The 26,138-nt window shown below is 70.9% G+C and carries 26 protein-coding genes; 8 read left to right on the top strand and 18 right to left on the bottom strand.

The genetic code is table 11. The features are described 5' to 3' along the window. The 3 genes from AB0A95_RS32270 to AB0A95_RS32260 form a co-directional block, all read right to left on the bottom strand. Entirely contained in the window at nt 1-1,059 is a 1,059-nt protein-coding gene (locus AB0A95_RS32270) for a PhoH family protein (RefSeq protein WP_357559511.1), read from the bottom strand. A 131-nt stretch (nt 1,060-1,190) separates the two neighbouring features. Further along, nucleotides 1,191-2,588, bottom strand: coding sequence for a serine hydrolase domain-containing protein (locus AB0A95_RS32265; RefSeq protein WP_357559510.1), 1,398 nt, complete (start codon nt 2,586-2,588; stop codon nt 1,191-1,193). A 73-nt stretch (nt 2,589-2,661) separates the two neighbouring features. Further along, nucleotides 2,662-3,021, bottom strand: a complete 360-nt coding sequence (locus AB0A95_RS32260) for a histidine triad nucleotide-binding protein (protein ID WP_357559509.1) — start codon at nt 3,019-3,021, stop codon at nt 2,662-2,664. A gap of 94 nt (nt 3,022-3,115) precedes the next feature. On the opposite strand from AB0A95_RS32260, the gene AB0A95_RS32255 reads away from it, so the two are divergent. Then, nucleotides 3,116-3,877, top strand: coding sequence for an SDR family oxidoreductase (locus AB0A95_RS32255; protein ID WP_357559508.1), 762 nt, complete (start codon nt 3,116-3,118; stop codon nt 3,875-3,877). An 88-nt stretch (nt 3,878-3,965) separates the two neighbouring features. Here the strand turns inward: AB0A95_RS32255 and AB0A95_RS32250 are convergent, their stop codons facing one another. The 3 genes from AB0A95_RS32250 to hrcA form a co-directional block, all read right to left on the bottom strand. Then, complete coding sequence (locus AB0A95_RS32250; protein ID WP_357559507.1) at nt 3,966-4,700, bottom strand: 16S rRNA (uracil(1498)-N(3))-methyltransferase; 735 nt, start codon at nt 4,698-4,700, stop codon at nt 3,966-3,968. Nucleotide 4,701: 1 nt separating this feature from the next. After that, entirely contained in the window at nt 4,702-5,850 is a 1,149-nt protein-coding gene (gene dnaJ, locus AB0A95_RS32245; RefSeq protein ID WP_357559521.1) for a molecular chaperone DnaJ, read from the bottom strand. Between the two features lie 75 nt (nt 5,851-5,925). Further along, nucleotides 5,926-6,948, bottom strand: coding sequence for a heat-inducible transcriptional repressor HrcA (gene hrcA / locus AB0A95_RS32240; RefSeq protein WP_357559506.1), 1,023 nt, complete (start codon nt 6,946-6,948; stop codon nt 5,926-5,928). Between the two features lie 110 nt (nt 6,949-7,058). Between hrcA and AB0A95_RS32235 the strand changes: the two genes are divergently transcribed. After that, nucleotides 7,059-7,739 carry a DUF4870 domain-containing protein gene (locus AB0A95_RS32235; RefSeq protein ID WP_357559520.1) on the top strand — a complete coding sequence of 227 codons (681 nt, stop codon included), beginning with the start codon at nt 7,059-7,061 and terminating at the stop codon, nt 7,737-7,739. 66 nt (nt 7,740-7,805) lie between these two features. On the opposite strand, the gene hemW is transcribed toward AB0A95_RS32235, so the two are convergent. Then, entirely contained in the window at nt 7,806-9,029 is a 1,224-nt protein-coding gene (gene hemW, locus AB0A95_RS32230) for a radical SAM family heme chaperone HemW (protein ID WP_357559505.1), read from the bottom strand. A gap of 19 nt (nt 9,030-9,048) precedes the next feature. Between hemW and AB0A95_RS32225 the strand changes: the two genes are divergently transcribed. After that, nucleotides 9,049-9,858, top strand: coding sequence for an enoyl-CoA hydratase-related protein (locus tag AB0A95_RS32225; protein WP_357559518.1), 810 nt, complete (start codon nt 9,049-9,051; stop codon nt 9,856-9,858). 58 nt (nt 9,859-9,916) lie between these two features. On the opposite strand, the gene AB0A95_RS32220 is transcribed toward AB0A95_RS32225, so the two are convergent. Beyond that, nucleotides 9,917-10,681 (bottom strand): SDR family NAD(P)-dependent oxidoreductase, encoded by a 765-nt coding sequence (locus tag AB0A95_RS32220; protein ID WP_357559504.1) that lies wholly within the window; start codon nt 10,679-10,681, stop codon nt 9,917-9,919. Between the two features lie 377 nt (nt 10,682-11,058). Here AB0A95_RS32220 and AB0A95_RS32215 point away from each other — a divergent pair, with 377 nt between their 5' ends. The 3 genes from AB0A95_RS32215 to AB0A95_RS32205 all read left to right on the top strand — a co-directional run bounded on the left by AB0A95_RS32215 (nt 11,059) and on the right by AB0A95_RS32205 (nt 14,402). Beyond that, complete coding sequence (locus AB0A95_RS32215) at nt 11,059-11,919, top strand: hypothetical protein (RefSeq protein ID WP_357559503.1); 861 nt, start codon at nt 11,059-11,061, stop codon at nt 11,917-11,919. 220 nt (nt 11,920-12,139) lie between these two features. After that, nucleotides 12,140-13,042, top strand: a complete 903-nt coding sequence (locus AB0A95_RS32210) for a phytanoyl-CoA dioxygenase family protein (protein WP_124820442.1) — start codon at nt 12,140-12,142, stop codon at nt 13,040-13,042. A 157-nt stretch (nt 13,043-13,199) separates the two neighbouring features. Continuing rightward, entirely contained in the window at nt 13,200-14,402 is a 1,203-nt protein-coding gene (locus AB0A95_RS32205; protein ID WP_357559502.1) for a low temperature requirement protein A, read from the top strand. A gap of 6 nt (nt 14,403-14,408) precedes the next feature. Here AB0A95_RS32205 and AB0A95_RS32200 read toward each other — a convergent pair whose 3' ends face one another. The 7 genes from AB0A95_RS32200 to AB0A95_RS32170 form a co-directional block, all read right to left on the bottom strand. Continuing rightward, nucleotides 14,409-15,602: a low temperature requirement protein A gene (locus tag AB0A95_RS32200; RefSeq protein WP_357559501.1), complete on the bottom strand. Its 1,194-nt coding sequence runs from the start codon at nt 15,600-15,602 to the stop codon at nt 14,409-14,411. Between the two features lie 186 nt (nt 15,603-15,788). Beyond that, nucleotides 15,789-16,430: an MOSC domain-containing protein gene (locus AB0A95_RS32195; protein ID WP_357559500.1), complete on the bottom strand. Its 642-nt coding sequence runs from the start codon at nt 16,428-16,430 to the stop codon at nt 15,789-15,791. A gap of 55 nt (nt 16,431-16,485) precedes the next feature. After that, complete coding sequence (locus tag AB0A95_RS32190) at nt 16,486-17,316, bottom strand: carbohydrate ABC transporter permease (protein WP_357559499.1); 831 nt, start codon at nt 17,314-17,316, stop codon at nt 16,486-16,488. Then, nucleotides 17,313-18,299, bottom strand: a complete 987-nt coding sequence (locus AB0A95_RS32185) for a sugar ABC transporter permease (protein ID WP_357559498.1) — start codon at nt 18,297-18,299, stop codon at nt 17,313-17,315. The genes AB0A95_RS32190 and AB0A95_RS32185 overlap by 4 nt, the downstream gene beginning before the upstream one ends. Next, nucleotides 18,296-19,582 (bottom strand): sugar ABC transporter substrate-binding protein, encoded by a 1,287-nt coding sequence (locus AB0A95_RS32180; RefSeq protein ID WP_357559497.1) that lies wholly within the window; start codon nt 19,580-19,582, stop codon nt 18,296-18,298. Before AB0A95_RS32180 ends, AB0A95_RS32185 begins: the two co-directional genes overlap by 4 nt. Before the next feature lie 248 nt (nt 19,583-19,830). Continuing rightward, on the bottom strand, nt 19,831-20,115 hold the full coding sequence (locus AB0A95_RS32175) for a GlsB/YeaQ/YmgE family stress response membrane protein (RefSeq protein WP_355030868.1): 285 nt from the start codon (nt 20,113-20,115) through the stop codon (nt 19,831-19,833). Between the two features lie 316 nt (nt 20,116-20,431). Continuing rightward, nucleotides 20,432-20,857 (bottom strand): helix-turn-helix domain-containing protein, encoded by a 426-nt coding sequence (locus tag AB0A95_RS32170; protein ID WP_357559496.1) that lies wholly within the window; start codon nt 20,855-20,857, stop codon nt 20,432-20,434. A gap of 141 nt (nt 20,858-20,998) precedes the next feature. Here AB0A95_RS32170 and AB0A95_RS32165 point away from each other — a divergent pair, with 141 nt between their 5' ends. Next, nucleotides 20,999-21,511, top strand: a complete 513-nt coding sequence (locus AB0A95_RS32165) for an SRPBCC domain-containing protein (RefSeq protein WP_357559495.1) — start codon at nt 20,999-21,001, stop codon at nt 21,509-21,511. 90 nt (nt 21,512-21,601) lie between these two features. On the opposite strand, the gene AB0A95_RS32160 is transcribed toward AB0A95_RS32165, so the two are convergent. From AB0A95_RS32160 to AB0A95_RS32150, 3 genes are all read right to left on the bottom strand, one after another. Beyond that, nucleotides 21,602-21,886, bottom strand: coding sequence for a GlsB/YeaQ/YmgE family stress response membrane protein (locus AB0A95_RS32160; RefSeq protein WP_355030869.1), 285 nt, complete (start codon nt 21,884-21,886; stop codon nt 21,602-21,604). Nucleotides 21,887-22,410: 524 nt separating this feature from the next. Continuing rightward, a complete protein-coding gene (gene lepA, locus AB0A95_RS32155) occupies nt 22,411-24,288 on the bottom strand; it encodes a translation elongation factor 4 (RefSeq protein WP_357559494.1) in 1,878 nt (625 codons plus the stop codon). Between the two features lie 116 nt (nt 24,289-24,404). Continuing rightward, nucleotides 24,405-24,941 carry a DUF4240 domain-containing protein gene (locus AB0A95_RS32150; RefSeq protein ID WP_357559493.1) on the bottom strand — a complete coding sequence of 179 codons (537 nt, stop codon included), beginning with the start codon at nt 24,939-24,941 and terminating at the stop codon, nt 24,405-24,407. On the opposite strand from AB0A95_RS32150, the gene AB0A95_RS32145 reads away from it, so the two are divergent. Further along, nucleotides 24,940-25,983, top strand: a complete 1,044-nt coding sequence (locus AB0A95_RS32145) for a phosphotransferase (RefSeq protein WP_357559492.1) — start codon at nt 24,940-24,942, stop codon at nt 25,981-25,983. The two genes, AB0A95_RS32150 and AB0A95_RS32145, sit on opposite strands and share 2 nt — an antisense overlap. The last annotated feature ends 155 nt before the right edge of the window (nt 25,984-26,138 follow it).

Genomic DNA, 26,138 nt, shown 5'->3' with positions numbered 1-26,138 from the left:
TTAGCGGCGGCGGCCGGCCCGGCCGCCCTGGGCGGGTCGCCCGGGCACGGCGTGGACGCCCTGCGCCTGCTGGTTCTCCCGCTCGGCGTCCCAGCGGGCGTACGCGTCGACGATCTCCCCCACCAGCCGGTGGCGGACCACGTCGGAGCTGGACAACTGGGCGAAGTGCACGTCGTCGACGTTTTCCAGGATCTCCCGGACGACCCGCAGACCGCTGCTCGTCCCGCCGGGAAGGTCCACCTGGGTGATGTCACCGGTCACGACGATCTTGGAGTTGAAGCCGAGCCGGGTGAGGAACATCTTCATCTGCTCGGGCGTCGTGTTCTGCGCCTCGTCCAGGATGATGAACGCGTCGGAGAGCGTCCTGCCCCGCATGTAGGCCAGCGGGGCGACCTCGATCGTCCCCTGCGCCATCAGCTTCGGGATCGTCTCCGGGTCGAGCATCTCGTGCAGCGCGTCGTAGAGCGGGCGCAGGTACGGGTCGATCTTCTCGTTGAGCGTGCCGGGCAGGAAACCCAGTCGCTCACCCGCCTCCACCGCCGGTCGGGTCAGGATGATCCGGTTGACCTGCTTGGCCTGCAACGCCTGGACGGCCTTCGCCATCGCCAGGTAGGTCTTGCCGGTGCCGGCCGGGCCGATGCCGAAGACGATGGTGTGGGTGTCGATCGCGTCGACGTACCGCTTCTGCCCGAGCGTCTTGGGGCGGATGGTGCGCCCGCGACGGGAGAGGATGTTGAGCGTCAGAACCTCGGCGGGCCGCTCGGCGCTGCCCTGCTCGAGCATGCCGACGGTACGCCGGACGGCGTCAGTGGTCAGGGTCTCGCCTTTCTCGATGAGTTCGAGCAGCTCGCTGAAGACCCGCTCGGCGAGGGCGTTGTCCGCGGGGTCACCGGTGATGGTGATCTCGTTGCCGCGAACGTGCACGTCACTGCTGACCGAACGTTCGACGAGCCGGAGGATCTCGTCGCCTGCGCCGAGCAGATTGACCATGATCTTCGAGTCGGGCACGGTGATCCTGGTCTGCACCCGGGGCGGGCCGGGAGGTGGGGTGCCGGTCATAGGTTGGGCCGAAGGGCCCTGCGCACCTGCTCTCGATCTCGGCGCCGGCCCTGCTGGCACGGCGTGCGGACGTTACACCCATCGTATCCGTTCAACGCGGGCCGCACCGCGCCCATTTCCGCTGGCCGCGATCAACGCCCGGCCCGGAAGTCGTACCTGTCGAAGGTCTCCTGGTGACGGGTGAACCGGTACGTCGCCCAGTGCATCCGGACCACCGCGCCGGCCTCGTCTCGGGTCAGCCGCAGCAGCTCACCGGCCTCCCGACCGGAGGCCGTGCGGAACACGTCCGGCTGGTCCGGCAACGGGGTGAAGATCGCTGGCGGACGTCCGGCCGGATCGGCGGCCCGACGCGCCCGCAGGGTGCCGTCGTGCCAGGAGAAGACGTAGTCGAAGCCCTCGCCCCACCAGTGGCCGAGCGCTCCCCGCAGGTCCGCCGGAGCTGGCGGGCCGGGCCGCCAGGGCTCGATCTCGGCCGGGTCGTGCTCGACCGCCGCGGCGAGCAGCAGGTGCGGCAGGTCGAACAGCTCGGCCGCCGTGCCGGACGAGCCGAGCACCGCGGCACCCATCGCGCCGGCCGTGCCGTCGCCGCCCCGCCGGCCGTACACCCCGGCGAGGAAACCGGGCATCGCCCCGTCGTGCCCCACGTGCATCACCCGTTCCCCCTGCGGGACGAGGATCAGCCCGAGCCCGAAGCCCGCGCCCCAGAGCGTCTCGTCGGTGGTGGTCAGCGGCCAGCGCATCTCGTCGAGCGTGCTGGGTGCGAGGACCGCGCCGGAAGGGTCGAGTGCGGCCGGGTCGGCGAGGAACGCCGCCCAGCGCGCCATGTCGGTAGCGGTGCTCCAGAGCTGGGCGGCCGGGCCGACCGCGCCGAAGTCGGTGGGCGGCTCCGGGTGCGCCTCGTCGGAGTACGCGTCGACAAGGAACCCGGTGGCCGCCGTCGGCCGAGGGGTCACAGTGGTGTCGGTCAGCCCCAGCGGGGTCAGGATCCGATCGGTGAGCGACAGCGCCCAGCTCGCGCCGCGCAGCCGGGCGACAAGGTGACCGAGCACGGCCAGGCCGAGGTTGGAGTAGTGGAACCGCCGGGCCGTCGGCAGCACCCGCTCGGCCCGGTCCAGCTCGGCCACCAGTTGGTCGGTGTCCGGAGCGCGCAGGCTGTCCCAGATGTCACCGAACGGTTCGCGTTGCAGGCCGGCGGTGTGCGACAACAACCGGCGGACGGTCAGCTCGCCGTGTGCCGGGAGGTCCAGGTGCCGGCCGACCGGGTCGTCCAGGTCCAGCAGCCCGTCGTCGCGGCACTGGAGGACCAGCACCGCGGTGAAGGTCTTGGTGACCGAGCCGATGCGGAACTGGGTGCCCGGTCCCAACGGGCTGTCGGTGCCGGTCGCGCCGACGGTGCGGCTCCACAGCGGTCGGTCGGCCCGGTGCAGCGCCGCCGACACCGCCGGCACCCGGGCGTCGGCCTGCACCCTGCGGACCAGCCGGTCCAGGTGCTCGTCCGCCCGAGAGCCGGGCGCCGCCCCTGGGGTCACGCCCCCGCTCCGCTTCGCCGCGCGCCGGCGTGCGGCACCCCACTGAGCCTTCTGGTTCGCTCGCCGCGCTCGCTCACGCCAGGTTCCGGGCGAGCATCGGGCCGAGCGGTGCGCCACCGAGCAGGTGCGCGTGCACGTGGAACACCTCCTGCCCGCCGTACCCGCCGGTGTTGAACATCAGCCGGAAACCGTCGCCGAGCAGGCCCTCGTCCTCGGCCACCGCGGCGGACGTCGCCAGCACGTCCGCGGCCAGCGCCGGGTCACCCTGGGCGAGGGTGGCGACGTCGGCGTAGTGCTCCTTCGGAATGACCAGGACGTGCACCGGCGCCTTCGGGTCGATGTCACGGAAGGCGAGCGTGGTCTCGGTCTCCCGGACCACTGTGGCCGGGATCTCCCCGGCGACGATGCGGCAGAAGAGGCAGTCGGATCCCATCGGGGCAGTGTAGAGACTAGGGCCTGGGGTGCCCCGGCGCAGCATGAGCCACCGGCCTGTCGCCAGCGAACAGCGACCGGGCAGGATGGCCGGCATGACGGATCGAGCGGTACTCGTGACCGGGGCGTCGCGTGGGATCGGCAGCGCGGTGGCGACAGCGTTCGCGGCCGGCGGCGACCGGGTGGCGATCCACCACCGCGACTCCGCCGACGCGGCCGAGCAGGTGCGCGCGCTGTTGCCCGGCGCCGGGCACGTGGTGGTCCGCGCCGATCTCACCGACCCGGACGCGGTCCGGGCCATGGTCGACCAGGCCGCCGAGTTGCTCGGCGGGCTGGACGTGCTCGTCAACAACGCCGGCACGTACGGCGACCGGGACGACCCGCACCCGATCTTCGGCGCTTCCTACGAGCAGTGGCAGCAGCGCTGGCGGCAGATGCTGGAGACCAACCTGACCGGTGCCGGCAACGCCATCTGGTGCGCCGCCCAGCACATGCGCGAGCGCGGCGGTCGGATCGTCAACGTCTCGTCGCGGGGCGCGTTCCGCGGCGAGCCGGACCAGCCAGCGTACGGCGCCAGCAAGGCGGGGCTGAACGCGCTGGGTCAGTCCCTCGCGGTGGCGCTCGCGCCGTACGGCATCACTGTCGCGACCGTCGCGCCGGGTTTCGTGGCGACCGACATGACCACCGAGCACCTGCGCGGCGAGAGCGGCGCGGCCATCCGGGCGCAGAGCCCGTTCGACAGGGTGGCCCAGCCGGAGGAGATCGCCGCCGCCGTGCACTGGTTGGCCTCGCCACAGGCCGAGTGGGCCTCCGGCACCATCGTCGACCTCAACGGCGCCTCCTACCTGCGCAGCTGAGACTCCGTTCCGACAAGATCTTGGAAGGAAAGCGCCCCTGGAAGGGCCTTTTTGTTCCAAGATCTCGCTGAGGATGCGCGGCGCCGCGCTACCAGCGGTTCAGGCGGGTCGCGAGCACGCTGAGCGCCGCCACTCCGGCCGTCGAGGTACGCAGCACCGACGGCCCGAGCCGCACCGGCTGGCCGCCGGCATCGCGAAACGCGGTCAGCTCCGCCGGGGCGATGCCGCCCTCCGGGCCGACCACCAGGACGATCTCGCCCCCGGTGGGCAGCTCGGCGGTGGTCAGCCGCTGCTCGGCCTCCTCGTGCAGCACGAACCCGGTGGCGGCGCCGGCGATGCGGCGGGCGACGGTGGCGGTGGACTCGTCCGGCGCACCGGCCACCACCGGCAGCCACGGGCGGCGGGCCTGTTTGGCGGCCTCCCGGGCGGTGGCCACCCACTTCTCCCGGGCCCGTACGCCCCGGTCGCCGCGCCACTGGGTCACCGAGCGCGACGCCGCCCAGGGCACGATCTCGTCCACCCCGACCTCGGTCATCGCCTGCACGGCCAGCTCACCCCGGTCACCCTTGGCGATGCCCTGCACCGTGACGATCCGGGGCACTGGCGCGTCCGCGTACCCCCGGGAGGTGATGCTGACCTCCAGGCTGCCCCGGCCGACGGCGGTGACCACGGCGGCGGCCGTGCCACCCCGGCCGTCGGCGAGCAGCAGCTCCTCACCGACGCGCAGCCGCTGCACAGTGGCGGCGTGGTGCCCCTCCGGGCCGTCCAGGGTCAGCGCGTCGCCGGTGGGCAGCGCCTCCACCAGGAACAGCGGCGCGGACACCTCAGGCGTGCCCGTTGAACGCGTCGCGCATCCGGGAGAAGAAGCCGCCCTGCTTGGATAACTCGGCGACCTCCTCACCGCGGGTCTTGGCGAAGTCGCGCAGCATCTTCTCCTGGTCGGGGTCGAGCTTGGTCGGCGTCCGCACGTCCAGGTGCACGTAGAGGTCACCTCGGCCGGTGCCGCGCAGGTGCGGCACGCCCCGGGCGCGCAGTCGCAGCGTGCTGGCCGGCTGGGTGCCGGCCTTGACGTCGACCGTCTCCTCGCTGTCCAGGGTCTTGATGGTGAGCCGGGTGCCCAGCGCGGCGGCGGTCATCGGCACTGTGACGCGGCAGTGCAGGTCGTCGCCCTTGCGGGAGTAGACGTCGTGTGGCCGCTCGTGGATCTCCACGTAGAGGTCGCCGGCGGTGCCGCCACCCGGACCGACCTCGCCCTGCTGGGCCAGCCGGATCCGCATGCCGTCCTCGACGCCGGCCGGGATCTTGACGGTCAGCGAACGGCGGGTGCGCACCCGGCCGTCACCGGCGCAGGTGGGGCAGGGGTGCGGGATGGTGGTGCCGTAGCCCTGGCAGACGGTGCACGGCCGGGCCGAGACCACCTGGCCGAGGAAGGTGCGCTGCACCGACTGCACCTCACCGCGGCCAGCGCACGCCTCGCAGGTCGCCAGGTGCGTGCCGGCGGCCGTGCCGGCACCGGAGCAGGTGGTGCAGAGCACCGCGGTGTCGACGGTGATCGGCGCCTCGACGCCGAACGCCGTCTCGTGCAGGTCGAGTTCGAGTCGCAGGATCGCGTCGGCACCCGGGCGGGTCCGTGGTCGCGGGCCCCGGGCACCACCTGCCGCGCCACCGAAGAACGCGTCCATGATGTCCTGGAAACCGACGAACGGGCCGCCGGCACCACCCGGACCGCCCGGCCCGCCGGCGCCGCCGCCACCCGGGGCGAGCGGGTCGCCACCCAGGTCGACGATCTGCCGCTTCCGGTCGTCCGAGAGGACCTCGTACGCGGCGTTGATGTCCTTGAACTTCTCCTGAGCCTCCGGGTCCGGATTGACGTCCGGGTGGAACTGACGCGCCAGCTTGCGGTAGGCGCGCTTGATCTCGTCATCGGAGGCTTCCCGGCTCACACCGAGAATGCCGTAGTAGTCCCTGGCCACTGCGTTCCGTGTCCTCATGTTCGTCTCGCGTTGTGCCGGTCGGCGGCCGCAGCCGGCCGCTTCGGCCCTGACCAATCAGTTCTGGGCCAGCAACTCGCCCACGTAGCGTGCCACGGCGCGGACCGTGGCGATGTTGCCGGGGTAGTCCATCCGCGTCGGCCCCAGCACCCCCAGGCCACCGAGAATGGTGGTGCCCGGGCCGTAGCCGGTGCTGACCACGGAGGCGGCCCGCAGGTTGTCGAACTCGTTCTCGTCGCCGATCAGCACACGGGTCGTGCTCGGCTCCGTCTCGCCGATGAGCTTGAGCAGCACGACCTCCTCCTCCAACGCCTCGAGGATCGGTCGCAGGGAACCCTGGAAGTCGAGCAGACCGCCCCGGGTGAGGTTGGCGGTGCCGGCCAGCGCGATGCGTTCCTCGTGCCGCTCGACGAGCGTCTCCAGCAGGACGGTGGCGAGCGTGGCCATGGTCGGGCGCAGCCCGGCCGGCGCCTCCTCGACGAGCGCCTGCACCAACGGTGGCGTGTCGGACAGCCGCTCGCCGGCGAGCTTCTCGTTGACCAGCCGGCGCAGGTCCATCACGTCGTCGGCCGGCACCGGCCCGGGCAGCTCCACCAGCCGCTGCTCGACCCGCCCGGTGTCCGCGATCATGACGAGCATCAGCCGGGTGGTGGAGATCGGCACCAACTCCAGGTGCCGAACCGAGGAGCGGGCCAGGCTCGGGTACTGCACGACGGCCACCTGCCGGGTCAGCTGGGCGAGCAGTCGCACCGTGCGGTGCACCACGTCGTCGAGGTCGACCGCGCCGACCAGGAAACGCTCGATGGCCCGGCGCTCGGCCGGGCTGAGCGGCTTGACCCGGGACAACCGGTCGACGAAGAGCCGGTAGCCGCGGTCGGTGGGCACCCGGCCGGCACTCGTGTGCGGCTGCCGGATGTAACCCTCCTCCTCCAGCACTGCCATGTCGTTGCGGACCGTGGCCGGGGACACCCCGAGCTGGTGCCGCTCGACAAGCGCCTTGCTGCCGACCGGCTCCTGGGTGGAGACGTAGTCCTCGACGATCGCGCGGAGCACTGCGAGTTTCCGGTCGTCGAGACCCATCCTCCGCACCTCCTGTCGCACGTCGGCCGCCGGCGCCGTAGGCCCCGCCGAGCCGCCCTGGCACTCGACTGTAACGAGTGCCAGTCTACGTCGGCGTACCCGCCGGCGCGATGATCAACGGTGGCCCCGCTGGTGCCGCGTTGCCACGGGCACCTACCGTGACACCCATGACTGAACCTCCTCGCCCTCCCGGCGCGGGTGACCCCGGCAACTATCCGCCGGAGCCGAGTTCGTACCCGTCGGCCGAGCCACCCACCGCACCACTGTCCGGGGCTTCTGGCCCGGGCGGCTATCCCCCGGCCGGTGGCTATCCGCCGCCCACCGGTGACCAGCCGCCGTCGGGTGGCTACCCTCCGGCGGGTGGCTATCCGCCGCCCGGAGGCTATCCGCCCGGAGGCTATCCCGCTGGCGGATATCCGACCGGTGGCGGCCCCGGTGGCGGCTACGCCACCAACGAGGACAAGACCTGGGCGCTTGTCGCGCACTTCGGCGGCGCCGCCGGGATGATCATCAGCGGGGGTGTGCTCGGCTGGATCGGGCCACTGGTGGCGCTGCTGGCCCGCGGCAACCAGTCCCCCACGGCCCGGGCGCACGCCGTGGCGGCGCTCAACTTCCAGCTCATCTGGTCGGTCGTCGGCCTGGTCGGCTGGGTGCTGTCCTGCATCCTGATCGGCTTCCTCGGCGTCGGCGCGGCCATCATCCTCGGTGCCGTGTTCGGCATCATCGCCGGCGTGAAGGCCAACGAGGGTCAGCTCTACCGCTACCCGCTCTCGGCCAACATCATCAAGTGACCCGGGCCGGCCGCTCCCCCGGCCGGTCCGGTGCGCTGCCACCGCACGCCCGGGGCGGCGGCCCGCTCAAGGCAGCAGGTCGCGCACGACCGCGTCGGCGAGCAGTCGCCCACGCAGGGTGAGCACCGCCCGGCCGGCCGCGTACTCGTCGGCGGCCAGCAGGCCCTCGGCCAGGGCCCGCTCGGCGCCGGCCCGTCCGGTGGCGTCGAGCACCGCCAGCGGCAGGCCGCTGGCGAGCCGCAGCCGCAGCATCACGTCCTCCATGTGCGTCTCGTCGGCCGTGAGCACCTCCCGGGCCAGGCCGGGAGACGCGCCAGCGGCCAAGCGCTTGGCGTACGCCGAGGGGTGTTTGACGTTCCACCAGCGCACCCCGCCGACGTGGCTGTGCGCCCCCGGCCCCAGGCCCCACCAGTCCGCGCCGGTCCAGTACAGCAGGTTGTGCCGGCACCGGGCGTCGTCGGTGCGGGCCCAGTTGGAGACCTCGTACCAGGACAGCCCGGCCGCGTCGAGGGCAGCCTCCGCGGCCAGGTAGCGGTCCGCGGCCACGTCGTCACTGGGGTACGCCAGCTCGCCGCGCCGCATCCGGGCGGCGAGCCGGGTGCCGTCCTCGACGATCAGCGCGTACGCGCTGACGTGGTCCACCCCGGCGGCCACCACCTGCTCCAGTGAGGCGGCGAAGTCCTCGGGCCGCTCCCCCGGGGTGCCGTAGATCAGATCCAGGTTGACGTGCTCGAACCCGGCGTCGCGCGCCTCCAGGGCGGCGGCGGTGGCCCGGCCGGCGCCGTGTTTGCGGTCCAGGATCGCCAGCACCCCCGGGGAGGCGGACTGCATGCCCAGCGAGATCCGGGTGTAGCCGGCGGCCCGCAGCAGCTTCAACGATTCCGGGGTGACCGACTCCGGGTTGGCCTCGGTGGTCACCTCGGCGTCGGCGGCCAGCCCCCAGGTGCTGTCGATGCCGTCCAGGATGCGGGCCAGGTCGTCGGCGGGGAGCAGGGTGGGTGTGCCACCGCCGACGAAGACGGTGTCGACCCGGGGCGGCGGGGTGTCGCCGAGCACCCGGGCGGCGAGCGCCAGCTCGGCCAGCACGGTGTCGGCGTACCCCTCGCGGCTGGCGCCGCCGCCCAGCTCGGCCGCCGTGTAGGTGTTGAAGTCGCAGTAGCCGCAGCGGCTGGCGCAGAACGGCACGTGCACGTACACGCCGAAGCCGCGCGCGCCGACCGCAGCGGTGGCGGTGGCGGGCAGCGATCCGTCGACGGGGACGGTCTCACCATCTGGAAGGAGGCCGGGCATGGCCACTAGTGTGCCCGGCATGACCTCTCCCGACGTCCTCGTGCGGGTCGCCACGGCCCGTGGGGTGACCACCCTCACCCTGGACAGCCCGCACAACCGCAACGCGCTCTCCACCGCCCTGATGACCCAGTTGCTGGCCGGGCTGGCGGACGCGGTCGCCGACGAGGCGGTTCGGGTGATCGTGCTCGACCACACCGGCCCGGTCTTCTGCTCGGGGGCGGATCTGAAGGAGACGGCCGCGGCGTACGCCAGCGGGACCGTGCCGGCCGGCATGCTGGCTGATGTGCTCGCGGCGCTCTGGGAGTGCCCGAAGCCGGTGCTGGCCCGGGTGGGCGGGCCGGCGCGGGCCGGTGGGCTGGGCCTGATCGCCGCCGCCGACCTGGCGGTCTGCGCCGACGAGGCGACGTTCGCGTTCACCGAGGTCCGGATCGGGGTGATCCCGGCGGTGATCTCGGCGACCGTGCTGCCCCGACTGCACCCGCGCGCCGCCGCCGAGCTGTACCTGACCGGCGACACCTTCGACGGCCGACGGGCGGCCGAGATCGGCCTGGTCACGGCCTCGGTGCCGGCGGATGGGCTGAACGACGCGGTGCGGCGTTACCGCGACTCGCTGGTGCGCGGCGCGCCCGGCGCGTTGGCCGGCGCGAAGGAGCTGTTGCGCCGGCCGGGCACCGCCGAACTGCGTGCCGACCTGGCCCGGCTGTCCGCCCTGTCGACCGGGTACTTCCTGTCCGACGAGGGGCGCGAGGGGGTCGCGGCGTTCCGGGAAAAACGACCAGCTCGGTGGGTGGCCGCTCTCGACGGTGGTGCCGGTGATCATGCCGGGTAGGACCGGGGGTGCCGGGGGCGCCGCCCTTGGTCGGCGGCGCCCCCGGTTTCCGGTGGGGTCACCAGGCGGTCGCACCGCCGTCGACCGGGTAGTTCGCCCCGGTGATGTACGACGCCCGGTCGGAGGCGAGGAACACCACGAGTTCGGCGACCTCCTCGGGTTGGGCGAACCGCTTGAGCAGCGTCTTGCCCGTGATCGCGTCCCGAGCCGCCTGGTTGTCACCCAGGTCGCGCTCGCTCGCGGGGCTGACGATCGGCCCCGGGCTGACCGCCACCGCGCGGATCCCGTGCGGCGCGCCTTCGAGCGCGAGCTGACGCGTCAGGCCGATGACGCCGGCGTTGGCGGCGGTGTGACCCACCATCGGGGGCACGTGACCGGCGATCAGGCCGGCCATGGACGCGGCGTTGATGATGACGCCACCGCCGCGCTGGACCAGGTGCGGCCAGGCGAACTTCGACACGAAGTACGGAATGTCCAGCTCACCGGTGATGGTGTAGCGCCAGTCCTCGACGGAGAAGTCCGGCATCGGGCCGAAGCGGAGCGCGGCGGCGTTGTTGTAGACCACGTCGAGCCCGCCGTAGACAGCGGCGGCGTCCTCGACGAACGTGCGCACCTGTTCCGGGTCGGTGAGGTCGACCGGCGCGATGCCTGTCATCTCACCGCCGGCGCCGCGGACGAGTTCGACAGTCTCGTCGTTGCCGGCGACCTGGATGTCGGCCCCGACGACCTTCGCGCCCTCGCGGGCGAAGATCTGCGCGGCGACGCGTCCCAGACCGCCGCCGGTGCCGGTGATGAGCACAACCCTGCCGTCGAGCGTTCCCATGGAACTCCTCCTTGCTCCGTGACCCGGCTCGGTCGGCTCCGCGTACCGGGCGGGTAAGTGATTGACATGTCAACCGTAGTAACTCCTTGACCGGTCAATCACTTCCCCCGAGGCCGGGCCGGTGACGCGCACGACAGGCCAGGCGGACACCCACCTCCCGGGCAACGACAACCGGCACCAGACCCCTCGGATTGTCGTTGAGCCACTGTGTGCGGGAGAGACATACGGGCAGGTGAGAGTGGGCCCGAAGCGGGAATGCCTCGATCGGAACGCGCCGGCGGAGCCGGCCCCGAACCGGGACGGAGCCGCCGAGCCGGCTCGGACGACCCGTTGGGCCCGACGGGGACGTACGCTTGGCAGACCTGTCGATCTAAGGGGTGTGGGTGCGAACTCGGGCAGCCGATGCGGGTGGAGTGGTCCTCATCCTCGTCGCCGTGATCGCGATCTGGCTCGTCGTCAGGCAGGTCGGGGGCGGCCTGCGGCTGCCGTTGGCGGCACGCAAGTGCACGGTGCAGGCCGACGGCCGCGTGGCCCTGGACGCCGACCAGATGGCCAACGCGGCCACCATCGCGGCGATCGGCGCACGGCGCGGAATGCCCGAGCGGGCCGTGGTGGTCGCGCTGGCCACCGCGTACCAGGAGTCCGGGCTGCGCAACCTCGCCGACGGCGACCGCGACTCGGTCGGCCTGTTCCAACAGCGGCCGAGTCAGGGCTGGGGCACCTCGGCACAGATCCGCGACCCGCGCTACGCGGCCAACCGGTTCTACGCGGCGCTCAAGAAGGTGCGCGGCTGGGAGAAGATGCGCGTCACCGACGCCGCCCAGCGGGTGCAGCGCTCGGCCTTCCCCGAGGCCTACCAGAAGTGGGCCGACGACTCCGAGGTGCTCAGCCGGGCACTGATGGGCGACGCCACCGGTGCGGTCGCCTGCACTGTGGGGCGTACCCCGGTGATGCACGGGGCGGCGGCGGCCGCGCAGCTCACCCGCAACCTCGTGCTGGACTGGGGGCTGAAGGGTGTCGACCCGAACGACCCGACCGGGCTGACGGTGACCACCGGTGATCCGCGCGACGGCTGGCGGTACGCGCACTGGCTGGTCTCGCACGCCCAGGACCACGGGGTGAAGCGCGTCCGCTTCGGCGACTTGGAGTGGACCGCCCGGGACGGCACCTGGGGGCGGGTGACCGGTCAGCAGAACTCCGGCGGACAGGTCGTGGCCGAGGTGTTCAACGAGGGATGATCGGCCGGATCTCTTAACCGGCAGTGACCGCACAATCGGACAAACCCCTGCAATACCCCCTATTGATCACCAAAATCTCACCGTATGCAACCTTCTCGCTGCACCGGGTTCCCTCCGGGGCCACTCGCGCAACACGCCTTCCCCGACGCATTGGCCAGCGCGTTACGATCGGCGGCCTGTGCCAGAAAAGGTTTCACCTCATGGGGAGGGGTACGACGCGGTGTTCGATTACGGCGACCGGACCGGTTACGAACCGATCAGCGACACTGACCGCAAGGAGTTCCACGAGCAGGGCTTCCTCCTGCTGCGAAACGTCCTGACGGAGGACCACCGGGCGGCGCTGGAGGCGGCTGTCGACCGCGTCTACGCGGAGGAGCAGGCCAAGGGCACCACCAAGAAGGACGGCACCCTGCACCTGCTGGGCTTCCTGGAGCGCGACGAGCTCTTCGGCGAGCTGCTCACCCACCCGATCGCCTTCCCGTACATGTGGGGGCTGGCCGGCTGGAACATCTACACCCACCACAACCACCTGGACGTCACCCCGCCGGCCGCCGAGCCGGAGAAGCCGTACTGGGGTTGGCACCAGGACGGGTACCGGCAGAACTCCGACCCGGAGACGATGGACCCGAACCTGCCCCGCCCGATGTTCTCGCTGAAGGTCGCGTACGTGCTGTCCGACCTCTCCGAGACCGGCCGCGGCGCCACCAAGGTCATCCCGGGCAGCCACCTGAAGAACTCGCTGCCCCGGCCGGCGGACCTCACCGTGCAGAACCCGGACCCGGAGGGCACTGTAGAGATCACCGCCAACCCGGGCGACGCCTTCATCTTCGACCGTCGGCAGTGGCACTCGCGCTCGACGAACCTGTCCACGATCACCCGCAAGATGCTCTTCGTCGGCTACACCTACCGGTGGATCCGCCCGCTCGACGAGCTGCACCCGGACCTGAACGGCGAGTGGTACCGCAACCGCACGCCCGTGCAGCGCCAGCTGATCGGTGAGGGCACCCACACCGCCAACTACTGGGGCATCAACTGGGACGGGTACGTCGACGACGAGATCCCGCTGCGCAAGGAGCTCAAGGAGCGCGGCCTGCTCGACCGGAACATCCCCTGGCTCCGCTGATCACCCGCGTGACCAACGGCCCCCTGCCAACGCTGGCGGGGGGCCGTCGCGTATCCGCGTCCGGGCCACCCGGCACCGCACTGTCGGTAGCCTGACGGGTACGCGAGGTCGGGGACGGCTCTCGCCCGGGTGCGGGTCGCACAGGAGGGCAGCCGCAGTGACGTCCGCTCCGCTCCCCCGGATCCTCCGCCGCCGCGGCGAGCCGGAATATCCGACCTTCCTGGAACTCTTCTTCGACCTGGTCTACATCTTCATGCTGTCCCGGCTCGCCACCAGCCTGGCCGAGAACCTCACCGTCCGGGGTGCGGCGCAGACCGCAGTCCTCCTGCTCGCCGCCTGGTGGGTCTGGGTGCTCACGGCGTGGCTCACCGACCTGTTCGACCCCCGACTGCCGATCATCCAGGCGACAGTCCTGCTGGTCATGCTCGGCACCCTGCTGATGGCGATCGCGACACCGTACGCCTTCGGCCGGTACGGGTGGCTGTTCGTCGCCGCGTACTTCGGCATCCACCTGGTCCGGGACGCCGTCCTGATCCCCGGCACCCGGGTGAACCGGCCCATCCAGGCGCGGAGCATCAGGGTCTTCTTCTGGTTCGGCGTCACTGTGACGCCCTGGGTGGCCGGGGCGTTCGTGGACGAGACGGCCCGACTGGTGCTCTGGTCGCTCGCGGTGGCTGTCGACCTCGGCTCGGCACGGATCGGCTGGCCGACGCCGAGGCTGGGGCGTACCGAGCTGGCCAGCCAGATCTTCACCGGAATGCACCTCTCCGAGCGGCACCGGGCGATCTTCATCGTCGCGCTCGGCGAGCTGATCCTGAGCACCGGCAGAGGGCTGGCCGGCAGCGGGTTCACCGCCGGTCAGGTGACCACCTGCGCTGTCGCGTTCGTCAGCGCGGTCCTGCTGTTCCAGCTCTACTTCCAGCGCGTCCGGCGGATCCTGGCGCCACCGAGCGTCGCGACGGTGGAGCGGGTCCGCCCCGGCACCTCCACCTCGTACACCCATCTGGTCATGGTGGCCGGGGTGGTGCTGGTCTCGACAAGCACCGCGCTGGTCATCGACAGGCCGTTCGGTCGCACGTCGGTGGAGCTGATGGTGGCCATCCTCGGCGGACCGGTCCTGTTCCTGCTCGGCAGCGTGCTGTTCGATGCCGTGGTGACCGCCCGGGTCCTCTGGTCCCGGGTGCTGGCGATCCTGGCGCTGGCGATCGTGCTGCTGTGCGCCCTGGCCGCGCCCTCCATGATCCGGCTGCCGCCGCTGACCGTCCTGGTGGTGGCGAACCTGGTGCTGCTGCTCACCCTGCTCGGGGAGGCGCTGGCGGCACGTCGCGAACCGGTCGAGGCCGCCGCACCGGCACGATGAGGGGTGTCAGTGCAGCATCGGCGGTGCCGGCGTACGGGCGTGTCGCCGGGTGCTGACCAGGTTCGCCACGGCGATCAGCGCCAGCACCGTCGTGGCGAGCAGCGCGACCATAACCGGTGGCAGCAGGGGCGCGGCCGGCGCCAGACACGCCAGCAGCACCACGCCGGCCAGTCGGGACCGCGAGATCCGTCCGAAGACCGTGAAATCGAGTACGCCCCGCCCGAGCAGGTACAACGCGGGGCCGCCGAGGATGACCGCGGCCCACGACGGCGGAGTCTCGCCCCACGGGCGGTCCACCACCAGTTGACTGGTGACCGCCGCGCCGGAGATTCCCGCCACCATGATCAGATGGGTGACCGCGGCGGACTGGGTGAGCAGCGCCGGGTTCGTCGACCGGGCGATCGCGTCGGTCAGCAGCTCACCGGCACGGTAGATGTAGATCCGCCACATCAACACCACAGTGCCGAACACCACGAGCAGCGCCCCGCCGCGCTCCAGCGTGTACTCGCTCATGCTGAAGGTCATCCCGGTCACGAAGATCGACACACCGAGCGCGATGATGACGAACTGCCGGTAACGCTCGGCCACCCGCGCGTCGACAAGCCGCCAGTCACTCGGCCGTGAGCGGCCGATCCCGGGCAGCGGCCAACCGAGAGCACCCGCGGCGTACTCGACGACGATCACGAGCGCCCAGATCGGCAACTGACCCGAACCGCCGACGAGCGCCCCGGCGATCCAGCCGACGCCGGCGATGGACTTCCAGGCCTGGATCCGGATCGTCGAACGCGGCACGGTCCGGCCCGAGACGACAATGACGTAGTAGGCGGTGGTGCTGAGGGGGATGACCAGGTAGGTGATCGCGAAGAGCAGCGCGTGATCGCCGTACGCGTCGGCCGCGGCCGCCGCCAACAGCAGGCTGGCCGCCGCCACCCCGATGAGATGCGCCTGCCCGGACGGGCGGGTCAGGTCGATGGTGTCGGCCGTCCACACGGTCAACGCCCAGATCATCGTGAACGCGAGCAGGAGCACCAGCGTCTCGGCGAGGCCGGTCCAGGTCAGATCCTCGGCCAGCATTGTCGCCAAGGTGGCCAGGGCGAAGACGTACACGAGGTCGAAGAAGAGCTCCAGGAACGCCGGACGCCGCAGGCCCGGGTCGGTTGGTGCCGCCGCGGCGGCACCGCCGTCCGTTGCCATCGACATCACGCACCACCCGACCCCCCGCCGCACACCCCCGGTGGGGACGATACGGGCAGCGGCCCGCTGTCGACCCCGTCATCCGGGTCTTCGGGCCGAACCCGGTGGCCTGCCCGTCGACCATCGCGGCCCGGACCGGGGGCGCGGGGGCCGTGCGGCCCGGACCGGGGCGCGGGGCGTCGCAGCCCGCGGTCAGCCGCGGGGGGCGAGGCGGCGTCGGACTTTGTCCCGGAGCTTGTCCGGCAGGTCCTCCGCGTCGAGCAGCCGGGGCAGCAACTCCGGCTCCATGGTCATCGCCCGGAACACCTCGCCGATGGTGACCCCGTGCGCGGGTCGTTCCACCACCTCGACCGGGTCGCCGGCGCCCACCTCACCTTCGCGCAGCACCCGCAGGTACGCCCCCGGCGTGGCGCGGACGGTGAAGCGCCGAATCAGGTCGGGCACACCCCAGAAACCGGCGAACGTCGTGCACGGGGTGCGCGGTACCGTCACCTGGAGCAACGCCGTGCCGACGGCCCACTGCTCGCCGACGACCGCGCCTGTCACATCGACCGCGTAGGTGGTCAGATTCTCACCGAAGCCGCCCGGACGGATGGACCGGCCGATCTCGGCCGCCCACCACGCGGCGTCCTCCTCGGCGTACGCGTAGACGGCCTTGTCCGGCCCGCCGTGCACGGCCCGCTCGCCGATGAAGTCACCTGCCACACCCTCGGTGAGCAGCGACACCGGGCCATCCACCGGCCGCTTGTCGATGCCGCTGCGACCGCTCGGGTCGCCGGCCCACTCCGCCTCGGTCACCACGCCGATGTTCACCGCTGCCACCCTGCCCGTCATGACGGTCAGCCTAAGGCCTGCTTCACAAGGGCGGTCGTGCCGAGGCGGGCCATGGTCAGCCCTTGACGGCGCCGGCCACCAGACCGGAGACCATCCGGCGCTGCACCAGCAGGAAGAAGATGATGACCGGCAGGGTGAACAGGGTGGACGCGGCCATCACCGGCCCCCAGTTGGTGTCGTCCCGGCCGAAGAAGAACGTCATCGCCACCGGCAGCGTGTAGCTGCCCTGGTCGTTGATGAACGTCAACGCGAAGATCAGCTCGTTCCACGCCGTGATGAAGGAGAAGATGCTGGTGGCCACCAGGCCGGGCGCGACAAGCGGAAAGAGGACCCGGCGGAAGGTCTGGACCCGGCTGGCGCCGTCGATGGCCGCCGCCTCCTCCAATTCCTTGGGCACCGCGGCGACGAAGCCGCGCAGCATCCAGACCGCGAACGGCAGCGAGAAACCGAGGTACGTGAGGATCAGGCTGGGCAGGGTGTTGTAGAGCCCCAGCCGCTGGATCATCAGGAACAGCGGGATGACAAGCGCCTCCAGCGGGATCATCTGCACCACCAGCAGCATGATCAGGAAGCTGGTCCGCAGCCGGAACCGGAACCGGGCCACCGCGGTCGCGGCGAGCAGTGCCACCAGGCCGCTGAGCACCACTGTGGAGACGGCGACCAGCGCGCTGTTGAGGAAGAAGTCGAGGAAGCTGACGCCGGGGATCAGGTTGCCGGTCAGGATCTCCCGGTAGTGCGCCAACGTCGGGTGGGTCGGCACCGGCTGCGGGGTGGCCGAGAAGATCTCGTTGCTCGGCTTCAGCGAGGTGGAGATCATCCAGTAGACCGGGAACGCCGCGAAGAGCGCGACAAGCAGCCCGGCGGCGTTGAGGGCGACCTTCTTCACGACTCGTCCTCCTGCCTGAGCACCATCCGTACGTAGAAGCCGGTGACCACGAGCAGGATCAGCGTGAGGATCACCGCGATGGCCGCGCCGAGTCCGTACTTCGGCGGCGGGGAGAAGGCTTCGGCATACGAGTAGATGGCGAGCATGAACGTCGGGCGGTCCTGGGTGCCGCCGGCCAGCACGAACTGCTGGGTGAACACCTTGAAGTCCCAGATGGTGGAGAGCACGATCAGGATCCCGAAGACCGGGCGCAGCAACGGGAAGGTGATCTTCCAGAAGACCCGCCAGGGGCTGGCGCCGTCCACCCGGGCCGCCTCGTGCAGCTCGCTCGGCACGCTCTTGAGGCCGGCCAACACGCTCACCGCGATGAACGGGAACGAGTGCCAGACCACCACCAGGGTGAGGATGGCGAAGAAGAGCAGTGGCGAGTTGAACCAGCCGTAGCCGGTCCAGTCGCTCCGACCGAAGAGGCTGCTGGAGAGCCCGTCCGGCAGCGCGTTGAACAGCCACGTGACGAGGCCGCTCGTGTCGTCGAAGATCCACTTCCAGACGATGGTGCCGGTCAGCGCCGGCGTGGCCCAGGCGAGCATCACGCAACTGGCCACGAATGTCGCCATCTTGCGGCCGAGCCGGTTGAGCAGCAGCCCGACAAGCGTGCCGAGGACCATCGTGAGCAGCACGTTGGCCGCGGCGAACAGGACCGTGTTGCGCAGCACGGTCAGGAAGAACGGATCGGAGAGGATGTCGGCGTAGTTGCCGAGCCCCACCCACGGCCACTCCCGATCGCCGCGCAGTTGCCGCACGGAGTTCAGCCGGTAGAAGGACATCACCACCACCTGGCCGAGCGGCCAGAGCAGCAGCACCCCGATGATCAGCAGGGCGGGCAGGAGCAGCAGGTAGGGCAGGCGGTCCACCCGGCGACGCCGCCGCGCGGGGGTCTCCCGCGCGGCGGCCGCCTCCGGCACCTCGGTCAGCGTGGTCACTTGGCGTTGAGGATGCTTTCCATCTCACCGGCCGCGTCGGCGGTAGCCTTCTCGACCGTCTTCTGACCCTTCATGACCGAGCTGTTCATCGCCTGGGTCACCGTCTTGGTCCGGCTGACCTCCACCCACTTCGGGGTGAGCGGCGTGAGCTTGGTGTTCCGCATGGTGGTGGCGAACGCCGCCATCACCTTGTCCTTGGCGTACGCGTCGCTGGAGACCAGATCCTGGTAGACCGGGAAGAAGCCGAGGCTGCTCGCGAAACTCTGCGCGTTCTTCTTGTTCAGCAGCACTGTCAGGTAGTCCCAGGCCAGGTCCTGCCGCTCGCTGTCCTTCCAGATCGCCACATCCGAACCGCCCGCGAAACCGGGGGCCGCCTTGCCGTCCGGGCCGGGGATCGGGAACGTACCCCAGACCTTCTCGATCTCGGGGTTGTCCTTCTTGATGGCGCCCTGCTGCCAGCTACCGGCGAAGGCCATCGCGGCCTTGCCGGTGGCGAACTGCGTGCGCGCGTCGATCTCGTTCCAACCCGCCGCCGCCGGCGGGGCGACCTTGTGCACTGTCACCAGGTCGGTCCAGAACTTGACGGCCCGCTGCGCCTCCGGCGTGGTGTAGCCGGACTTCCAGGTGCCGCCCTGGTTGCTGGCGATCTCGCCGCCGGCACCCCAGAGGAAGGAGTAGAACGGCAGCTCGGAGTTGCCCGGCAGCGCGATGCCGTAGGTGCCCTTCTTCTTCGCCTGCACGGCCTTGGCCACAGTGACCAGCTCGTCCCAGGTCTTCGGGGGCTGCACGCCGGCCTCGGCGAACCAGTCGGTGCGGTAGTAGATGGCGCGCACACCCGCGTACCACGGCACGCCGTACTGCTTGCCGTCGAGCTGCGCGTTGCGCACCAGGTCCGGCAGCAGATCCTTGCCGTCGGCCCAGCCGCCCATCCGACCACTCACGTCGGCGAGCGCCTCCTGGGCAGCCCAGCCCTGGGTCTCGGTGTTACCCAGCTCGGTGATGTCCGGGCCCTCTCCCCCGGCGAGCGCGGCCTGGAACTTCTTGGGCGCCTCTAGCCAGGGAATGTACTGCACCACCACGTCGGTGTCGGGGTGCTTCTGGCGGAACTCGGTCTCGACGGAATCGAGGAAGGTGTTCTGCGCGTCGCCGCCCTCGCCCATCATCCAGACCGTGAGCTTGCTGTCGTCGGCCGCGTCCTCACCGGAACCCCCGCAGCCGGTCAGCACCATCGCGGCCGAGGCCACCATGGCGGTGACCGGGGCCAACCGCTTCCACCTGTTCACGCCACTTCTCCCCTCGCGCCGCCTGGAACTAACCTTCTCCGCCGCACCCTAGTACGGAGAATTCTTTTACGACAGTGGGCGGGACCGGTCAAAGCGTCGCGACCGTATCGCACAGGCCGGACGAACAACGCTCCACCATGGGGCCAAAGCCGGGCAGATGCCACGAAAGAGCGCCCGGCTCAAGGCCGGGCGCTCTTTCCGTCGTGCTGTCCTGCGGTGGTACTGCCTCGCCAGGTGATGCCAGGTCGTTATCGGGTGACGCGGCGGCGGCCACCCACACCGGCCACCAGCGCGACCGCGATCGCGGCAACCACCACCTGCACCAGCAACTCGGCCCAGTCGATGCCGCTCGTCTCGGTCGCGATGCCAACGGCCCGCGCGAGCACGGTGCCGAGCAGGGCCGCGCCGATACCGATCAGCAGGTGCAGCCAGATCGGCATGTTCTGCCGGCCCGGAACGACCAGGCGGCCGAGCGCGCCGACGATGAGACCAACAACGATCGCAGTGATGATGCCCCAGACGGTGAGCTCCACGGCCACCCTCCTTCAAAAGAATGTCTGTCACACGAGGTGTGTGCTTCCTGTCGTGACCGCTAAGTGCCCGCCCCGTGGAAAATCCAAACCGACTCCAGCCACCAAACGATCACGACCTGGCCGACAAGAACACGTTCCACCGACCCCGGTCATCCAGCCACCCGCCCCCACCGGACCAGACCACGCCAGGCCAGGCCGAGCCAGGCCGGGGCACACGATGATCGACACGAGTTCCTTGATACCGCGGCATCAAGCCCGGCGGGACAGCCCGCTTTCCTGAAAACGGAGTGGATCACGACGCCCCGATAGGGCGCTGCTACGCGTGGGGCGGGGTGGCTGTCTTCGCGGCTGGTGTCTGGTCGAACTCGTCGCGGTTGCGGGCGATGTCTCCTTGGTGGCTACGGACCCAGTGCACGAGTCCGTCCACGGCCTCGCTCAGTGAGCGGCCGAGCGGCGTCAGGGCGTATTCCACTCTCGGGGGTACTTCCGGGTATGCGGTTCTGGTCACCAACCCGTCGCGGGTGAGGGCGCGCAGTGTCTGGCTGAGCATCCGCTGGGAGATGCCGGCGACCTGCTCGTGCAGCGCGGTGAAGCGCAGCGGGCCGGATGCCAGGACCGTGATGGTCAACAGCGTCCACTTGTCGCCCGCCCGCGCCAGCACATCGCGGACGAGCTCGATCGTCTGGACGCAGTCCGGCGCGACCCCGCGCTGCGCGAGTTCGGTACCACGGAAGCTTGTCACGGTTCTCTGTTTCCCACGCGTCAGTAGCTGACTTCAAAGTGCGTACGGGAGAGCCGGACTAAAACCGGCGGACGCACGTTTCTTACTGATCGTAACCGACGTGCGGCCGCGCCTTCGCGGCCGTGACAACGGGAGGACAACATGGCCCGGCACGACACCTTCTCGATCTCGCGGCACCTCGACGTGCCGCCCGGCGAGGTCTTCACCGCGTTCGCCGACACCGCGATCAGGCGGCGGTGGTTCCGGCTTCCCGGCAGCGAGGCTTCCTACGAGCACGACTTCCGGGTGGGCGGCGGCGAGACGGCGCGCAGCACCTACACCGGGATGGACACCGCGCCCGAAGAGCTGGAGTACCGGTCGCGATACATCGACATCGCGGGCACCCACCAGCTCGTCTACGGCTACGAGGCCGTCGTCGACGGCGAACTGCGATGGACCTCGCTGGTCACCGTCCAGCTCGACGCCGAGACGGATGGAACCCGCCTGGAATGGATCGAGCAGGTGGCATTTCTCAGATACCCGGGCGACGGCAGTTCGGACCTGGCGCATCTGCGTGGCGCGAGCGTGCTGCGGCTGAACGGCCTCGAGGCGGCCCTGGACGGAGGTGACGCCTCGCCATGCCCTCCGATACGTCCAACTACAGACAGACGGTGAACGCGCCAGCGGGAAGAACGTCGATGGGCGCCCGACCTGTCGGTCGGGCGCCCATCGGAGGTGGGGTGGTGGTACGGGAACTGGTAGGTGTTACCGGGTCACTCGGCGGCGGCCACCAACGCCAGCCACCAGGGCGACCGCGATCGCGGCAACCACGACCTGCACCAGCAACTCGCCCCAGTCGATGCCGCTCGTCTCGGTCGCGATGCCAACGGCCCGCGCGAGCACGGTGCCGAGCAGGGCCGCGCCGATACCGATCAGCAGGTGCAGCCAGATCGGCATGTTCTGCCGGCCCGGAACGACCAGGCGGCCGAGCGCGCCGACGATGAGACCAACAACGATCGCAGTGATGATGCCCCAGACGGTGAACTCCACGGTCGCCCTCCTTCAAAGAATGTTCGACACACGATGTGTGCTTCCTGTCGTGACCGCTAAGTGCCCGACCCGCCGAAAGCCCAAACCGACTCACCGCGAAGAAGAACGCCGTTCGTCGATGCCTCACTGGTGCGTCGGTTGACGCGGCAGCGCGTCCACACAGGTAGAAGCCCATCTCGTCGACCCGTGCACCGCACGGCAGCGCCAGAAAATTTTCCGTAGCAGGCGATCGCGCCGCCGAACGGAGGCACCCGACCGGCAACCAGGACGAGCCGATGGACGGACCGGACCAGGAGGCGGAACGGGCGAGAAGACATGCCTGCGCCCCTGGTACGGGCGGCCGGCCCGGAGCCCTCCGGCCGCCGCGCCACCCAACCCGACCGGAGCACCCGGGACAGCCAAGATCCGCGCAACTACGGAGAAACTGCTGCCTCAACCGAGGTCGAGACAGCAGTTTCCCCGTAACTGGGTAGATCATGGCCCACGCCGGCATCGAGCGCGGGAGCGGGACGCGCGCGGGGGCGTTACTTCTTTCCGGCGGCCTTGCCGTCGCCGGAGTCGGAGGAGAGGGCGGCGATGAAGGCCTCCTGCGGCACCTCGACGCGGCCGACCATCTTCATCCGCTTCTTGCCTTCCTTCTGCTTCTCCAGCAGCTTGCGCTTACGGCTGATGTCACCGCCGTAGCACTTGGCGAGCACGTCCTTGCGGATCGCCCGGATGGTCTCCCGGGCGATGACCCGGCTGCCGATTGCCGCCTGGATGGGCACCTCGAACTGCTGGCGCGGGATGAGCGTACGCAGCTTGGCGGCGATGGTGACGCCGTAGTTGTACGCCTTGTCCTTGTGCACGATGGCGCTGAACGCGTCCACCGGCTCGCCGTGCAGCAGGATGTCCACCTTCACCAGGTCGGACGCCTGCTCGCCGGAGGGCTCGTAGTCGAGCGAGGCGTAGCCCTTGGTGCGGCTCTTCAACTGGTCGAAGAAATCGTAGATGATCTCCGCGAGGGGCAGCGTGTAGCGCAGCTCCACCCGGTCGGCGGACAGGTAGTCCATGCCGAGCAGGGTGCCGCGTCGACCCTGGCAGAGTTCCATGACCGCGCCCACATAGTCGTTGGGCGTCAGTACGGTGGCCCGGACCACCGGCTCGTACACCTCGGCGATCTTGCCGGTGGGGTACTCGCTCGGGTTGGTCACGACGATCTCCGCGCCGTCGTCGGTGATGGCCCGGTAGACGACGTTGGGCGCGGTGGAGATCAGGTCGAGGTTGTACTCGCGTTCCAGCCGCTCCCGGATGATCTCCAGGTGGAGCAGGCCGAGGAAGCCGCAGCGGAAACCGAAGCCGAGCGCGCCGGAGGTCTCCGGCTCGTAGTCCAGGGCGGCGTCGTTGAGCTTGAGCTTGTCCAGTGCCTCGCGCAGGTTCGGGTAGTCGGACCCGTCGATCGGGTAGAGGCCCGAGTAGACCATCGGCTTCGGGTCCTTGTAGCCACCCAGCGCCTCGGCCGCCGGCCGGCTGTTGATGGTGACGGTGTCACCGACGCGGGACTGCCGGACGTCCTTCACACCGGTGATCAGGTAGCCGACCTCACCGACGCCGAGCGCCTCGGCCTTGACCATCTCGGGTGAGATGACGCCGATCTCCAGCAGCTCGTGCACGGCCCCGGTGGACATCATCTTGATCCGGTCCCGGGCGCTGATCCGGCCGTCGATGACCCGGACGTACGTGACGACGCCGCGGTAGACGTCGTACACCGAATCGAAGATCATCGCCCGGGCGGGCGCCGCGGCGTCGCCGACCGGCGGGATGAACTGCCGGACGATCTCGTCGAGCAGGTGCGGCACACCCTCGCCGGTCTTGCCGGAGACGCGGATGCAGTCGGCGGGGTCGCCGCCGATCAGGTGGGCCAGCTCCTCGGCGTACTTCTCCGGCTGGGCGGCCGGCAGGTCGATCTTGTTGAGCACCGGGATGATGCGCAGGTCGTTCTCCAGGGCCAGGTAGAGGTTGGCCAGGGTCTGCGCCTCGATGCCCTGCGCGGCGTCGACGAGCAGGACGGCGCCCTCGCAGGCGGCCAGCGACCGGGACACCTCGTAGGTGAAGTCGACGTGCCCCGGGGTGTCGATCATGTTGAGCACCGCGTGCTCGCCGGCCCGCTCGCCGTCCCGGATCGTCCACGGCATGCGGACGGCCTGGCTCTTGATGGTGATGCCGCGCTCGCGCTCGATGTCCATCCGGTCCAGGTACTGGGCGCGCATCTGCCGGGGGTCGACCACGCCGGTGAGCTGCAACATCCGGTCGGCCAGGGTCGACTTCCCGTGGTCGATGTGGGCGATGATGCCGAAGTTCCGGATGCGACCGGGGTCGGTGGCACCAGGGGCGTTCGCGCCGGGATCGAGCTTCGGTGGCACAGCGGTCCGTTCTGGTCGGCTGACGTGAACAGGCCGGCGCGCCGCCGACCCCCTCTATGTTCCCACGCCGCCGGGGTAGGTCCGCTGCGCGGGCGATGGATCGACCTGAGAACCCCTCACTCCAGCGGTGGCTCGACGAAGAGCGCTGCCAGCCGGGGCAGCCGACGACGGGCCTCCTCCTCGTCGTCGAAGTCCCAGAAGTCGTTGAGGTCCGGCATCCGCACCGGGTCGCGGTCCGCCGGCAGTTCGGTCGCGGTGGCCTTGCGGTACGCGTCCCAGGGCACCGACAGCATCCGCTCGGCGGAGAACTCCTCACCGCTGAGCGAGGCCGCCCGCACCTGGGGCAACTCGGCCAGAGAGTCCGGTTCGGCGACCGCCCGGGCGAAGACCGCCCGCCCCTGGGTCATCAGCCACCCCCGGAAGTGCTCGAAGCCGTCGGCCGAGGCGCCACCGTTGATCAGGTACGCCGCGCCCCACAGATCCGCCTTGTGCGAGGCGGCCAACACCCGCGTCTGGTGCCGCGCGTACCCGATGATGTCCTCCGGATCGCGCGCGGCGAGCAGCGCGACGGCCCGGGCGGCGACCGGCCCGGGCTCTCCCCCACCACCGGCCCGAGCCTCGTCGATCAACTGCCAGAAGTCCTCGGTCCTCATGGCTTGGCAGTCTGGCAGTGTCGCCGTGCGTCGCGCACGTACCCCGGGGCAGCATGGTGGGGTGTCCCCTTCCTCGCTGCCGCCGTACCACGCGAGTGCGCTGCGCCCGTCGTGGCCGACGCTCCCGACGGCGCTGCGGGCCGCGGTCGCGAACCGGCTGGGCGCACCGGTGGTCACCGCCCGGGTGGCGGGCGCGGGCTTCACCCGCGGCTTCGCCGCGGTGCTCGACACCGCCGACGGCGGCCGGGCCTTCGTGAAGGCGGCACCCGCCGCCGAGCAACCGCATCTGGTCGACTGGTACGCCCGAGAGGCCGCGATCCTGGACCGGCTGCCGGCCGGCCTGCCGGCGCCCCGCCCCCGGTGGACCCTGTCGGCGGCGGGCTGGTTCGTGCTCTGCACCGACGCCGTCGACGGCCACACCCCGCACCTGCCCTGGGTGCCCGCCGAGTTGGACGCGACCCTCTCCGCGTACGCCGAGGTCGCCGCCGCCCTGGCCGACCCGCCGGCCGAGTTGACAGCACTCGGCCTGCCGCGCCTGGCCGACCTGGCCCGGTCGGACATCCTCTGGTGGGAGGAGGTCGCCGCCGGTCGCGAACCGACCCCCGCACTGCCGCCCCCGGTCCGAGGCCGGCTGCCCGAGTTGGTGGCGCTGGAGTCCCTCCTTCCCCGCTACGCCGATGCGGCGACCGGCCTGGTCCACGGTGACCTGCGGGTCGACAACGTGCTGATCGACGCGCACGGCCGGGCCTGGTTCTGCGACTGGACCTGGGTCTGCTCCGGGCCAGCCTGGTTCGACCTGGCCGGCCTGCTGCTCACCGCGTACGCCAGCGGGCTGGACGCCGACCGGCTCTTCGCCACGCACCCGGCGACGGTGGGTGCACCCCCGGACGCACTGGACGCGACCCTTGCCGCGCTGGCCGGCTACTACCTCACCGGTGCCGCCGCGGCACCGCCGACAGCCTCGCCGCACCTGCCCGCCCACCAGCGGTGGAGCGGTGAACAGCTGCTCGACTGGCTGGCTCGCCGGCAGGGCTGGCGGTGACACAGCCCGGCGGGCCGACGGCCCGGCCCGGCGACGACCCGGCCCGGCGACGACCCGGCCCGGCCCGGCGGCCCGGCGGCCCGGCGGCCCGGCGGCCCGGCGGCCCGGCGGCCCGGCGGCCCGGCGGCCCGGCGGCCCGGCGGCCCGGCGGCCCG

It is taken from the genome of Micromonospora sp. NPDC049230 (genome assembly GCF_040647875.1).
GTDB lineage: Bacteria > Actinomycetota > Actinomycetes > Mycobacteriales > Micromonosporaceae > Micromonospora.
The sequence above is the reverse complement of the archived record's forward strand: the minus strand, read 5'-3'. Positions and strand labels throughout refer to the sequence as shown.

What these genes read in the sequence shown, in the direction of transcription:
- AB0A95_RS32270 (WP_357559511.1), bottom strand. Translation starts at nt 1,059, where the DNA reads ATGACCGGCACCCCACCTCCCGGCCCGCCCCGGGTGCAGACCAGGATC.
- AB0A95_RS32260 (WP_357559509.1), bottom strand. Translation starts at nt 3,021, where the DNA reads ATGGGATCCGACTGCCTCTTCTGCCGCATCGTCGCCGGGGAGATCCCG.
- AB0A95_RS32255 (WP_357559508.1), top strand. Translation starts at nt 3,116, where the DNA reads ATGACGGATCGAGCGGTACTCGTGACCGGGGCGTCGCGTGGGATCGGC.
- hrcA (WP_357559506.1), bottom strand. Translation starts at nt 6,948, where the DNA reads ATGGGTCTCGACGACCGGAAACTCGCAGTGCTCCGCGCGATCGTCGAG.
- AB0A95_RS32235 (WP_357559520.1), top strand. Translation starts at nt 7,059, where the DNA reads ATGATCAACGGTGGCCCCGCTGGTGCCGCGTTGCCACGGGCACCTACC.
- hemW (WP_357559505.1), bottom strand. Translation starts at nt 9,029, where the DNA reads ATGCCCGGCCTCCTTCCAGATGGTGAGACCGTCCCCGTCGACGGATCG.
- AB0A95_RS32225 (WP_357559518.1), top strand. Translation starts at nt 9,049, where the DNA reads ATGACCTCTCCCGACGTCCTCGTGCGGGTCGCCACGGCCCGTGGGGTG.
- AB0A95_RS32220 (WP_357559504.1), bottom strand. Translation starts at nt 10,681, where the DNA reads ATGGGAACGCTCGACGGCAGGGTTGTGCTCATCACCGGCACCGGCGGC.
- AB0A95_RS32200 (WP_357559501.1), bottom strand. Translation starts at nt 15,602, where the DNA reads ATGTCGATGGCAACGGACGGCGGTGCCGCCGCGGCGGCACCAACCGAC.
- AB0A95_RS32195 (WP_357559500.1), bottom strand. Translation starts at nt 16,430, where the DNA reads ATGACGGGCAGGGTGGCAGCGGTGAACATCGGCGTGGTGACCGAGGCG.
- AB0A95_RS32165 (WP_357559495.1), top strand. Translation starts at nt 20,999, where the DNA reads ATGGCCCGGCACGACACCTTCTCGATCTCGCGGCACCTCGACGTGCCG.
- AB0A95_RS32145 (WP_357559492.1), top strand. Translation starts at nt 24,940, where the DNA reads ATGGCTTGGCAGTCTGGCAGTGTCGCCGTGCGTCGCGCACGTACCCCG.
- AB0A95_RS32150 (WP_357559493.1), bottom strand. Translation starts at nt 24,941, where the DNA reads ATGAGGACCGAGGACTTCTGGCAGTTGATCGACGAGGCTCGGGCCGGT.